The 12,438-nt window shown below is 68.3% G+C and carries 8 protein-coding genes; 6 read left to right on the top strand and 2 right to left on the bottom strand.

What is annotated here, in order from left to right; genetic code table 11:
* Nucleotides 1-77 precede the first annotated feature (77 nt).
* The 3 genes from DEU37_RS06035 (at nucleotide 78) to DEU37_RS06025 (ending at nucleotide 8,292) form a co-directional block, all read left to right on the top strand.
* Nucleotides 78-3,578 (top strand): DNA-directed RNA polymerase subunit beta, encoded by a 3,501-nt coding sequence (locus tag DEU37_RS06035; protein ID WP_121189706.1) that lies wholly within the window; start codon nucleotides 78-80, stop codon nucleotides 3,576-3,578.
* A 44-nt stretch (nucleotides 3,579-3,622) separates the two neighbouring features.
* Nucleotides 3,623-7,498: a DNA-directed RNA polymerase subunit beta' gene (gene rpoC, locus DEU37_RS06030; RefSeq protein ID WP_121189705.1), complete on the top strand. Its 3,876-nt coding sequence runs from the start codon at nucleotides 3,623-3,625 to the stop codon at nucleotides 7,496-7,498.
* A gap of 179 nt (nucleotides 7,499-7,677) precedes the next feature.
* A complete protein-coding gene (locus DEU37_RS06025; RefSeq protein ID WP_121189704.1) occupies nucleotides 7,678-8,292 on the top strand; it encodes a hypothetical protein in 615 nt (204 codons plus the stop codon).
* Between the two features lie 6 nt (nucleotides 8,293-8,298).
* Here the strand turns inward: DEU37_RS06025 and DEU37_RS06020 are convergent, their stop codons facing one another.
* Nucleotides 8,299-8,916, bottom strand: a complete 618-nt coding sequence (locus tag DEU37_RS06020; RefSeq protein WP_121189703.1) for a TetR/AcrR family transcriptional regulator — start codon at nucleotides 8,914-8,916, stop codon at nucleotides 8,299-8,301.
* Between the two features lie 146 nt (nucleotides 8,917-9,062).
* Between DEU37_RS06020 and DEU37_RS06015 the strand changes: the two genes are divergently transcribed.
* A complete protein-coding gene (locus DEU37_RS06015; protein WP_036320754.1) occupies nucleotides 9,063-10,145 on the top strand; it encodes a zinc-binding dehydrogenase in 1,083 nt (360 codons plus the stop codon).
* Nucleotides 10,146-10,181: 36 nt separating this feature from the next.
* On the opposite strand, the gene DEU37_RS06010 is transcribed toward DEU37_RS06015, so the two are convergent.
* Nucleotides 10,182-10,835: a hypothetical protein gene (locus tag DEU37_RS06010; protein WP_121190017.1), complete on the bottom strand. Its 654-nt coding sequence runs from the start codon at nucleotides 10,833-10,835 to the stop codon at nucleotides 10,182-10,184.
* Between the two features lie 127 nt (nucleotides 10,836-10,962).
* Between DEU37_RS06010 and DEU37_RS06005 the strand changes: the two genes are divergently transcribed.
* Both DEU37_RS06005 and DEU37_RS06000 read left to right on the top strand, forming a co-directional pair.
* Nucleotides 10,963-11,931: an ABC transporter gene (locus tag DEU37_RS06005; protein WP_121189702.1), complete on the top strand. Its 969-nt coding sequence runs from the start codon at nucleotides 10,963-10,965 to the stop codon at nucleotides 11,929-11,931.
* Complete coding sequence (locus tag DEU37_RS06000) at nucleotides 11,931-12,416, top strand: hypothetical protein (RefSeq protein WP_121189701.1); 486 nt, start codon at nucleotides 11,931-11,933, stop codon at nucleotides 12,414-12,416. The genes DEU37_RS06005 and DEU37_RS06000 overlap by 1 nt, the downstream gene beginning before the upstream one ends.
* Nucleotides 12,417-12,438: the final 22 nt, after the last annotated feature.

The raw sequence follows: 12,438 nt of genomic DNA, 5'->3' as shown, positions 1-12,438 counted from the left end.
CGCGCAGGAGTGGAACGGAGCACTCCACCTGACGACAAGGAAACCAGCCCCTGCCCGGGCTCATGGAGGTAATCCCCTTGGCTGCTGCGCGCAACGCAACCAATTCCACCACCACCCCCAAGAACGGCCGCGGCGCTTCGCGCCTGTCGTTCGCCAAGATCTCCGACACGCTGACGGTCCCCGACCTTCTCGCGCTGCAGACGGAGTCCTTCGACTGGCTCGTCGGCAACGACGCCTGGAAGGCCCGTGTCGCAGAGGCGAAGTCCGTCGGTCGCACCGACGTGCCGGAGACCAGCGGCCTCGAGGAGATCTTCGAGGAGATCTCGCCCATCGAGGACCTCGGCGAAACGATGCAGCTGAGCTTCACGAACCCCTACCTCGAGCCGGAGAAGTACTCGATCGAGGAGTGCAAGGAGCGCGGCAAGACCTACGCCGCCCCGCTGTACGTCGAGGCCGAGTTCATGAACCACCTCACGGGTGAGATCAAGACGCAGACCGTCTTCATGGGCGACTTCCCGCTGCAGACCGGCAAGGGAACCTTCATCATCAACGGCACCGAGCGTGTCGTCGTCTCGCAGCTGGTGCGCAGCCCGGGTGTCTACTTCGACAAGACCCCCGACAAGACCAGTGACAAGGACATCGTCTCGGCCCGCGTCATCCCCAGCCGTGGCGCCTGGCTCGAGTTCGAGATCGACAAGCGCGACCAGGTCGGCGTGCGCATCGACCGCAAGCGCAAGCAGTCGGTGACCGTCTTCCTCAAGGCCCTCGGCCTGTCCAGCGAAGACATCCTCGCCGAGTTCGCCGGCTACGAGTCGATCGCCGACACCCTGAGCAAGGACACGATCCTCACCAAGGAGGACGCGCTCCGCGACATCTACCGCAAGCTCCGTCCGGGCGAGCAGGTCGCCGCCGAGGCCGCCCGCGCGCTGCTGGACAACTTCTACTTCAACCCGAAGCGCTACGACCTCGCCAAGGTCGGCCGGTACAAGATCAACCAGAAGCTCGGCCTCGACAAGCCGCTGAGCGACTCGGTGCTCACCGTCGACGACATCGTCGCCACGATCAAGTACCTCGTCGCCCTGCACAACGGCGACGCGAGCATCCCGGGCGTGCGTAACGGCCAGGTCGCTGAGATCCGCCTGGACGTCGACGACATCGACAACTTCGGCAACCGTCGCATCCGCGCCGTCGGCGAGCTCATCCAGAACCAGGTCCGCACCGGCCTGTCGCGCATGGAGCGCGTCGTCCGCGAGCGCATGACCACCCAGGACATCGAGGCGATCACGCCGCAGACCCTGATCAACGTCCGTCCCGTCGTGGCGGCGATCAAGGAGTTCTTCGGCACGTCGCAGCTGTCGCAGTTCATGGACCAGAACAACCCGCTCGCGGGTCTGACGCACAAGCGTCGCCTCTCGGCCCTGGGCCCGGGCGGTCTGTCGCGTGAGCGCGCCGGCGTCGAGGTCCGCGACGTCCACCCGTCGCACTACGGCCGCATGTGCCCGATCGAGACGCCGGAAGGCCCGAACATCGGTCTGATCGGCTCGCTCGCCTCGTTCGCCCGCATCAACGCGTTCGGCTTCATCGAGACGCCCTACCGCCGCGTGGTCGAGGGCAAGGTCACCGACCAGATCGACTACCTCACGGCATCCGAGGAGAACGACTACATCGTCGCGCAGGCGGGCGCCGAGCTCACCGCCGACGGCTCGTTCGCCACCGATCGCGTTCTCGCCCGTCGCGGCAAGGGCGGCGAGGTCGACCTGTTCCACGCCGACGAGATCGGCTACATGGACGTCTCGCCGCGCCAGATGGTGTCGGTCGGTACCTCCCTCATCCCGTTCCTCGAGCACGACGACGCCAACCGCGCCCTCATGGGTGCGAACATGCAGCGTCAGGCCGTGCCGCTGCTGCGCAGCGACTCGCCGTTCGTCGGAACCGGTATGGAGGGCTACGCCGCCATCGACGCCGGTGACGTCATCACCGCCGACAAGGCCGGTGTCGTCATGGAGGTCTCCGCCGACGTCGTCACCGTGCAGCTGGACGAGGGCGGCACGAAGGACTACTTCCTCCGCAAGTTCGACCGCTCCAACCAGGGCAACTCCTACAACCAGCGCGTCATCGTCTCGGCGGGCGACCGGGTCGAGGTCGGCGAGGTCATCGCCGACGGCCCCGCCACCGAGAACGGCGAGCTGGCGATCGGAAAGAACCTGCTCGTCGCGTTCATGACGTGGGAGGGTCACAACTTCGAGGACGCCATCATCCTCAGCCAGGACCTCGTCAAGAACGACACCCTCTCCTCGATCCACATCGAGGAGTACGAGGTGGATGCTCGTGACACCAAGCTCGGCAAGGAGGAGATCACCCGTGACCTCCCCAACGTCAGCCCCGACCTGCTGAAGGACCTCGACGAGCGCGGCATCGTCCGCATCGGCGCCGAGGTGCGTCCCGGCGACATCCTCGTCGGCAAGGTCACGCCGAAGGGTGAGACCGAGCTCAGCGCCGAGGAGCGCCTGCTGCGCGCGATCTTCAACGAGAAGAGCCGCGAAGTCCGTGACACCTCGCTGAAGGTGCCCCACGGCGAGCAGGGCACGATCATCGCCGTCAAGGAGTTCAACGCCGAGGACGGCGACGACGAGCTCGGCTCGGGCGTCAACCGCCGCGTCGTGGTCTACATCGCCCAGAAGCGCAAGATCACCGAGGGTGACAAGCTCGCCGGCCGCCACGGCAACAAGGGCGTCATCGCGAAGATCCTCCCCGTCGAGGACATGCCGTTCCTCGCGGACGGCACGCCGGTCGACGTCGTGCTCAACCCGCTCGGCATCCCGGGTCGAATGAACTTCGGCCAGGTGCTGGAGACCCACCTCGGGTGGATCGCCAAGCAGGGCTGGAAGGTCGAGGGCACCCCGGAGTGGGCCGTGCACCTGCCGAAGGAGGCCCGCGAGGCCGCTCCCGGCACGAAGGTCGCGACTCCGGTGTTCGACGGTGCGCACGAGGCGGAGATCGCGGGTCTGCTCGACTCGACGCTGCCCAACCGCGACGGCGAGCGTCTCATCGACAGCTCGGGCAAGACGACGCTGTTCGACGGTCGCTCCGGCGAGCCGTTCCCGGCGCCCATCTCGGTCGGCTACATGTACATCCTGAAGCTGCACCACCTCGTGGACGACAAGATCCACGCGCGCTCGACGGGCCCGTACTCGATGATCACCCAGCAGCCGCTCGGTGGTAAGGCGCAGTTCGGCGGTCAGCGTTTCGGTGAGATGGAGGTGTGGGCCCTCGAGGCCTACGGCGCCGCGTACGCGCTCCAGGAGCTCCTGACGATCAAGTCCGACGACATCGTCGGCCGCGTGAAGGTCTACGAGGCCATCGTCAAGGGCGAGAACATCCAGGAGCCCGGCATCCCCGAGTCGTTCAAGGTGCTCATGAAGGAGATGCAGTCGCTCTGCCTGAACGTCGAGGTCCTCTCGGCCGATGGCACGCCCGTCAACCTCCGAGACACGGATGACGAGGCCTTCCGCGCCGCGGAGGAGCTCGGCATCAACATCTCCAGCCGCTTCGAGTCCTCGTCGATCGACGAGATCTGACCCGCGGCCTGATTTCGAAACTTTTCTGAGACACAGGAGAACCAGTGCTCGAGTCCACCACTTTCGATCAGCTTCGTATCGGCCTGGCCACTGCTGACGACATCCGTCGTTGGTCGTTCGGCGAGGTCAAGAAGCCCGAGACCATCAACTACCGCACCCTCAAGCCCGAGAAGGACGGTCTGTTCGGTGAGCAGATCTTCGGCCCCTCGCGCGACTGGGAGTGCGCCTGCGGCAAGTACAAGCGTGTGCGCTTCAAGGGCATCGTCTGCGAGCGCTGCGGCGTCGAGGTCACCAAGAGCTCGGTCCGCCGTGAGCGCATGGGCCACATCGAGCTCGCCGCCCCCGTCACCCACATCTGGTACTTCAAGGGCGTTCCCTCGCGCCTCGGATACCTGCTCGACATGGCGCCGAAGGACCTCGAGAAGGTCATCTACTTCGCCGCGTACATGGTGATCTCGGTCGACGAGGATGCCCGTCACCGCGACATGCCGACCCACGAGGCGAACCTGCGCCTGGAGATCAAGAACCTCGGCGACCGTCGCGACGCCCGCGTGGCGGCGCGTCTGGCCAAGCTGGAGGAGGAGCTCGCGGCTCTCGAGGCCGAGGGTGCCAAGGCCGACCAGAAGAAGAAGGTCAAGGACGCCGCCGAGAAGGAGATGGCCTCCATCCGCAAGAACGCGGACGACCAGGTCGCCAAGCTCGAGCGCATGTGGGACGAGTTCCGCGGCCTCGAGGTCGGCCAGCTCAAGCAGGAGGACGACGTCTTCCACGAGCTGCAGGACCGCTTCGGCCAGTACTTCGAGGCCTACATGGGTGCGGAGTCCATCCAGCGCCGCCTGCAGGCGTTCGACCTGGCCGCCGAGTCGGAGTCGCTGCACCTGCAGATCTCCGAGGGCAAGGGCCAGCGCAAGATCCGTGCGATCAAGCGCCTCAAGGTCGTCAACTCGTTCCTGCAGACCGGCATGAGCCCGGCATCCATGGTTCTGGACGTCGTCCCGGTGATCCCGCCGGAGCTGCGCCCGATGGTCCAGCTCGACGGTGGCCGCTTCGCCACCAGCGACCTGAACGACCTGTACCGCCGCGTGATCAACCGCAACAACCGTCTTCGTCGTCTGATCGACCTCGGCGCCCCCGAGATCATCGTCAACAACGAGAAGCGGATGCTGCAGGAGGCCGTCGACGCACTGTTCGACAACGGCCGCCGCGGCCGGCCCGTCACCGGTACCGGCAACCGTGCCCTGAAGTCGCTGTCCGACATGCTCAAGGGCAAGCAGGGCCGTTTCCGTCAGAACCTGCTCGGCAAGCGCGTGGACTACTCGGGCCGTTCGGTCATCATCGTCGGCCCGCAGCTCAAGCTCCACCAGTGCGGTCTGCCCAAGCAGATGGCCCTCGAGCTGTTCAAGCCGTTCGTGATCAAGCGCCTGATCGACCTCGGTCACTCGCAGAACATCAAGGCCGCCAAGCGCGCCGTCGAGCGCACCCGTCCCGAGGTCTGGGACGTGCTCGAGGAGATCATCCGCGAGCGTCCGGTGCTGCTCAACCGTGCGCCCACGCTGCACCGCCTCGGCATCCAGGCCTTCGAGCCTCAGCTCGTGGAAGGCAAGGCCATCCAGCTGCACCCGCTCGTGTGTGCCGCGTTCAACGCGGACTTCGACGGTGACCAGATGGCCGTGCACCTGCCGCTGTCGGTCGAGGCTCAGGCCGAGGCCCGCGTGCTCATGCTCGCGTCGAACAACATCCTCAAGCCCTCCGACGGTCGCCCGGTCACCCTGCCTTCGCAGGACATGATCATCGGCCTGCACCACCTGACCACCGTCATCGAGGGTGCCAAGGGCGAGGGTCGCGTGTTCGGTTCGGTCGGCGAGGCCATCCTGGCCAAGGACGAGGGCACCCTCGACCTGCAGGCCAAGGTGCGCATCCGCATCCCGGGTCTCACCTTCCTCGAGGGCGAAGCCCCCGAGGGCTACGAGCGCCACGGCCTCGTGGACGCCTCGCTCGGCCAGGCGATCTTCAACGACACGCTCCCCAAGGGCTACCCGTTCGTTCGCGAGCAGGCCGACAAGGGCAAGCTGTCGCAGATCGTCAACAAGCTGGCCGAGGAGTACCCCAAGGTCGAGGTCGCGGCGTCGCTGGACCGCATCAAGGACGCCGGCTTCTACTGGGCCACGCGCTCGGGTGTCACGGTCGCGCTCAGCGACATCCTGACCCCGCCGAACAAGGGCGAGATCATCGCCAAGTACGAGAAGCAGGCGCAGAAGGTCCAGGGCCAGTTCGAGAAGGGTCTCGTCACCGACGCCGAGCGTCGTCAGGAGCAGATCAAGATCTGGACCGAGGCGACCGACGAGGTTCAGGCGGCGATGAAGGCCAACTTCCCGGCCGACAACACCATCAACCGCATGGTGAGCTCGGGTGCCCGTGGTAACTGGCTGCAGATCCGAAACATCGCCGGTATCCGAGGCCTGGTCAACAACACCAAGGGTGAGATCATGCCCCGCCCGATCATCTCCTCGTACCGCGAGGGGCTGTCGGTCGCGGAGTACTTCACCGCGACGCACGGTGCCCGTAAGGGTCTGGCCGACACGGCCCTGCGTACCGCTGACTCGGGTTACCTGACGCGACGCCTCGTCGACGTCTCGCAGGACGTCATCATCCGTGAGGACGACTGCGGCACCTCCAAGGGCCTCGAGTTCACGATCGCCGCTGCGGGTGCCGACGGCACCCTGGTGCGCGACGCGAACGTCGAGAACTCGGTGTTCGCCCGTACGCTCGCGGCCGAGGTGGTCGCGCCGTCCGGCGAGATCGTCGCCGAGGCCGGAGACGACGTGGGCGACGTGCTCATCGACAAGCTCGTGGCCGCGGGTGTCGAGACCATCAAGGTGCGCTCCGTGCTCACCTGTGACTCGGCCGTCGGTGTCTGCGCGAAGTGCTACGGCCGTTCGCTCGCGACCGGCAAGCTCGTCGACATCGGAGAGGCCGTGGGCATCATCGCGGCCCAGTCGATCGGTGAGCCCGGCACGCAGCTGACGATGCGTACCTTCCACACCGGTGGTTCGGCGTCGGCCGACGACATCACGCAGGGTCTGCCCCGCGTGCAGGAGCTGTTCGAGGCGCGTACCCCCAAGGGTGCGTCCCCGATCGCCGAGGCCGACGGTGTCATCAAGATCGACGAGACCGACAAGGCCAAGAAGGTCATCCTGACGCCCGACAACGGCGACGAGCCGCACGTCTACCCGGTCCTGAAGCGCGCGACGCTGCTGGTCGAGGACGGCCAGCGCGTCACGGTCGGCCAGCCGATCCTGGTGGGCACGCTCGACCCCAAGGAGGTCATGCGCGTCATGGGCGCCCGCGAGGTGCAAAAGTACCTCGTCAACGGCGTGCAGGGCGTCTACCGCTCGCAGGGTGTGCCGATCCACGACAAGCACATCGAGGTCATCGTGCGCCAGATGCTGCGGAAGGTCACCGTGGTCGACCACGCTGACACGACGCTGCTGCCCGGTGAGCTGGTCGACTTCAAGCGCTACCAGCAGATCAACCGCGAGGCCGTCGCCGAGGGCAAGCGCCCGGCATCGGGCCGTCCGGAGCTGATGGGTATCACGAAGGCGTCGCTCGCGACGGAGTCGTGGCTGTCGGCGGCATCGTTCCAGGAGACTACCCGCGTCCTGACGCAGGCGGCCATGGAGGGCAAGAGCGACCCGCTCGTCGGCCTCAAGGAGAACGTCATCATCGGAAAGCTCATCCCCGCCGGCACCGGCCTTGCGAAGTACCGCAACGTCGTGGTCGAGGCGACGGAGGAGGCCAAGAGCGAGCGGTACCCCAACCGCATCTTCGCCTCGGACGGCGCGTACAGCGACGCCGACCTGAGCTACGTCGACTTCGACAGCTTCTCGACGGACGACTTCACGCCCGGCACCTACAACTGATCGAGGCCAAAGGGCCCCGGGGACACACGTCCCCGGGGCCCTTTCCCATTCCCGCGAGCCGCCACGTTCCGCGCGAGCCGCCATGATCTGGCGCGCCGGAACATGGCGGCTCGGGCAGATCTTGGCGGCTCGCGGAAGGGTGCGGGGGGTGCGCGGGGGCGTGGCGTTAGCCTGAGCGCGTGGCTCGGGTCGGAGGAAGAAACGCGGCGTTCGCGTGGGTCGTCGGCGTCGCGTGTGCGGCGACCGTCGGCGTGCTGGCGTTCCTCGCGATTCCGATGATCCCGGCATCCGTGTCGTGGCTCGGCGACGCGGTCGGACGCCCGTCGACCTCGACACCGGCTGCGGACGCGACGGGGGAGGCGGGGCCTGTCGGGGGCGCGGCGCCGACCCGGTGCGCCGACCTCTACGACGAGGCTCTCGACGCGACGCTGACCTTCGCCCCCGGGGCGGCCGGGCTGACCGCCTCCGCCGACGCTCCCATGACCACCGCGACGCAGCTGGTCGACGCCCTGCGACCGCAGGTCGTGTTCACCTGTGCATGGCGCGCCGACGCCGGCACCGTCACCACGACGCTCGCGAACGTCCCCGCGGATGCCGGGCCCATCGCCGCGGCGGCGCTGCCGGCGGCCGGATTCACGTGCTCCTCGCAGGCCGAGCGCACGCGGTGTACCCGCACCGACGGCGAACTCACGGAGACGATCGAGGCCGGTGGGGGCCGGTGGCTGTCGACGAGCGAGACGGGCTGGCACCCGACGGACTACGTCACCCGCATCGCCAAGCGCGTCTGGGGCTGAGCGCGACTATCGCGAGGTCTGCGGCCTCGCGAGCCAGGTCGGCAGCAGGTCCACCATGAGTCGCACGATGCGCTCGTCGTCGACGTCGCCGTGAACCACGATGTCGACGAGGAGCGCGACGAGGCCGCCGGCGATGAAACTGCTGGCCGTGCGTATCGTCGCGTCGTCGTCGGCGGGGCGTTCCGCGCGCACCGCGTCGCGCACCGACGTCGCGAGCGCGGCGAACACATGTTCGCGCAGCCGGAGTGTCGAGGGGCCGGCCAGGACGTAGAGGAAGAACTCGCGTTTCTCGCGGAGCGCGGCCAACAGGTCACGCGTCGCCAGCTCTGCGATGACGTCGCCGGGAAGCTCGTGTTCGTGGCGGCGACGGGCGTCACGGGGGCCCAGCTCCGCGAAGACCTCGTCGACCACGAGCTCGGCGACGTCGTCGACCGATCCGAAGTGCGCATAGAACGTCGAGCGGCCGACGCCGCCCCGCGTGCAGATCGCGGCGACCGACACGCTCTCACCGCTGCGAAGCAACTCTCCGAGCGCCTGCACGATGCGGCCGCGCGTGCGCGCTGGGCGCGGATCCCTGGAAGCCTTCGGCGTCGAGCGGGGGGTGTGCGATTCGAGCGCAGCCACCGCCCCATCATGACAGATGAGTTTCGAGACAGATGTTCAGAATCGCGAGTAGTCTGACGGAGTCCGCACTGACGCGGACGACCTACCGCGACGCTGATGTCACGGGTGACGGGCCGCGGGGCTGCGGCAGAAGAAGGAGAACAGAGATGAAGGCATCGGTCGTGCGCGAGTTCGGCGGAGGATTCCACACAGAAGAGGTGGCGATCGCCGAGCCACGAGGTCGCGAGGTACTGGTCCAGGTCAAGGCCTCGGGGCTGTGCCATAGCGATGAACTCGCGGCCAACACCCCGCTCGGCTACGAAGTGCCGATGGTCCTCGGGCACGAGGTATCCGGCGTCGTCACAGCGGTGGGCCCCGACGTCGTCGACCTCGCGGTGGGTGACCACGTCGTCGCCTGCCTGGTCCAGTACTGCGGATCGTGCGCGAAATGCCTCATCGGACGCGTTCATCTCTGCGAGCACCCGGAGTTCACGGTGCGCGCCGGGCGTCTGGCCGATGCGGACGGCAACGAGCTCGCGCAAGGCATGGGACTCGGGGGCTTTGCGGAGTTCGCACTCATCCACGAGAACCAGCTCGCCAAGATTCCGGATGCCGTTCCGTTTCCGCAGGCGGCGCTGCTCGGCTGCGGGGTTGTGACGGGGGCCGGCGCGGTGATGAACACCGCCGACGTCCAACCCGGTGAGACCGTCGCGATCATCGGCACCGGCGGGGTCGGCACCAACGCCATCAGCGGCGCAGTGATCGCCGGAGCAGGTCGTATCATCGCCATCGATGTCGCCGACGACAAGCTCGACAATGCGCGGCATTTCGGCGCGACCGACGTCATCAACTCCCGCGAGGTCGACGCCGTCGCCGCGGTCAAGGAGCTCACCGGCGGTCTCGGGGCGGACTACGTCTTCGACTTCGTGGGGATTCCCGCAGTGACGCAGTCGGGGCTCTCGATGCTGGCGCCCGGTGGCGGGCTCTACCTCATCGGAATTCTCGACCCGGCCAACCATATCGACGTGTCCGCGCTCCAGCTGCTCGGCGCACGTAACCGGGTCGAGGGCGTCTACATGGGCTCGACAAACCCGAAGCGTGACATCCCGATGATCGCCGAACTCTATCTGCAGGGCCGGTACAAGCTCGACGAGCTCGTGTCGAGGGAGATCTCGATCGACGAGGTGCAGCAGGGCTACGAGTCTCTTCGTGACCCGAAGATCAACCGCGTCGTCGTGACCTCGTTCTGACGTCTCGGAAAGGCCCCAGACCCGGCCCGTCCGCCGCTATCGCGTCGCGGACGGGCTGGGTGTCGGCGCCGGCGTTCTCGGCACCGACCCGGCGGGCGGCCAGAGCGCGTCGATGATGGCGTCGGTGTACCCGGCCGGGGCGAGGTTCGAATACTGCGTGTCGACGATCACGCCGTCGCGGTAGAAGAGGGTGCGCCCCTCCTGCACGGGAAGGGTCGCGGACTGCCAGGTCTTCTCGCAGCGGATGCCGCCGTGCGGCTCATAGCACGTGAAGCCGTCGTTGCCGAGGGCGTAGAGCGCATCGCGTGCCGGCTGGTCGGGTGCGTAACCGATGAGGGTCACCAGTCGGGTGCCGACCGCGCCCGGCTCGCCCCAGACGCACACGCGCGTGCTGTCGCTGCGGATGCCGCCGCCCATCCCCTCGGCGTTCAGCGGCACACCGTCGAGCTCCTGCAGGACGCTCGCGGTAAGGATGTCGCGGCACCCCTGCGGCAGGTTCGAGGGCAGCGGCGTCGTCGAGGTGGCCGGGCCCATCGGGAACGGCGCGAGCGTCATCACCGGTGTCGGCGCCGCAGACGACGCCCCCGACGTCGCGCTCGTCGTGCCACCGTCGGGAGTGCCGGCGCAGGCGCTCAGCGCGAGAACCGCGAGCAGGCTGATGCCGAGGGCGGCGAGTCGGCGTGAGGTCATGGCCTCACGATAAGCGGCGCGCGCGGCACGGGCGTCGAGACACGTCGGCATGGCTCCCCGTCGGCGCGCCGGCCCGGCGTTACGCTCGCTGTGCGGCGGCACACGTCCCGCGTGAGGAGCACACGCCATGAGCGACCCCAAGTACGGCGAACCGATCGAGGAGCACCCTCCGGTCGAGACCACGTCGGTCGACGAGGCCGTCGCGAGTGCCCATGCGGGGCTCGCCGACGCCGAAGCCGCCTCTCGCGAGGCCGCCGTCGATGCGCCCTCGACGGCGGATGCCGAGGCCGCCGACGCTGTCCACACGTCCGCGCCGGCCGCGTCCGAACAGGCGCCGCAGCCCGTGGTAGCCGAGCCGGCCCGCGCGGAGTCGACGCCCGCCACGCACACGGAACCGGTCTACGGATCCTCCTTCGCCGACGATCCGGTCGACGAGACGTACGTTCCGGGCGCCTATTCGTCTTCTGCGGAGACCGTCGTCGTCGCGGAGCCGGTCGTGCCGGTCGTCCCGGCCGCGGCCCCCGCCCCGCAGCCGATCTTCGTCCAGGCCCCCGAGCCGCCGCGTCAGCGCGGCAACCGTGGCGCTGCCGGCGCGATCGGCCTGCTGGCGGCGGTGGCCTTCGGCATCCTGTACCTCGGCGCCGCCCTGGGTCTGCAGGCCATCCGGGGCGAGGTGACGGGAGCCAATGTGGGCACCGCCGCGCTCGCTGCGGTGCAGTCGTGGTGGCTGTGGGTGCCGGCGGTCGTCTTCTTCATCGGCTTCTGGCTGCTCGGCGCCGTCATCAATCGTGGACGCTGGGGCCACTGGGTCGTCTTCGGCCTTCTCGTCGGCGTCGTCGCCTACGCGGGGCACCTCCTCGGCCAGCTGTTCCAGGCGCCGTTCTGGTCGCTCACCGCGCGGCAGGGAGCCGACCTCGTTCAGGGGCAGCTGCTCGCCCCGCTCGCGATCGTGGCCTTCGTGCTCGGACGTGAGCTGACGATCTGGTTCGGCGCGTGGGTCGCGGCTCGGGGCAAGCGTGTCACCGAGCTCAACGACGAGGCACAGCGCGAGTACGAGCGCACGCTCGAGGCGGGCCCGCGGCTGCACCAGAGCTGATGACCGATCCGCGCGAACGCGGTGGCGCAGGCGGGCTCACCCCGCCGGTGGCCACCGCGTTCGCCGTCGTGGGGTTCTTCGCCCTGCTGATCGGCGGGTTCGGGATGCTCAGCCTGTTCACGGGCGCGGAGGTGCTGCCGGTCTCCGGGCTGGGGCAGCTGCCCGGCATCGTCGGGGGCGCGTTCGCCGTCGGTGCCTTCGCCCTGTCGACCTGGTTCGCCGTCCGCCCCGAGCGGACGCGATACGGCAGCGCGGCGATCGTGACGGTGGCGACGGTGCTCGCCTACCTGGTCGGCGTGCTGGCCGGCGGTGTGCTCTCGGGAGTGGACGGCGCGCGCATCGTGGCCGCTGTGGGCGCATTCGCGACCTCGTGGTTCGCCGTCGTGCTGGCCGCCGCCGCGCTGGTGGGCGGATGGGGAGCGATCGCGCTCGTGCGCACCGCTGCCGAACGGCCTCGGTGGCCGTGGGAGCGCGACGAAGACTGAGTCGTGGCCGGAAATCCCCCGC

It is taken from the genome of Microbacterium sp. AG790, assembly GCF_003634765.1.
Classification (GTDB): domain Bacteria; phylum Actinomycetota; class Actinomycetes; order Actinomycetales; family Microbacteriaceae; genus Microbacterium.
This window is presented reverse-complemented; position numbering and strand designations above follow the sequence as displayed.

Coding starts and splice junctions, on each gene's coding strand:
- DEU37_RS06005 (WP_121189702.1), top strand. CDS start 10,963: ATGAGCGACCCCAAGTACGGCGAACCGATCGAGGAGCACCCTCCGGTC.
- DEU37_RS06000 (WP_121189701.1), top strand. CDS start 11,931: ATGACCGATCCGCGCGAACGCGGTGGCGCAGGCGGGCTCACCCCGCCG.
- DEU37_RS06010 (WP_121190017.1), bottom strand. CDS start 10,835: ATGACCTCACGCCGACTCGCCGCCCTCGGCATCAGCCTGCTCGCGGTT.
- DEU37_RS06015 (WP_036320754.1), top strand. CDS start 9,063: ATGAAGGCATCGGTCGTGCGCGAGTTCGGCGGAGGATTCCACACAGAA.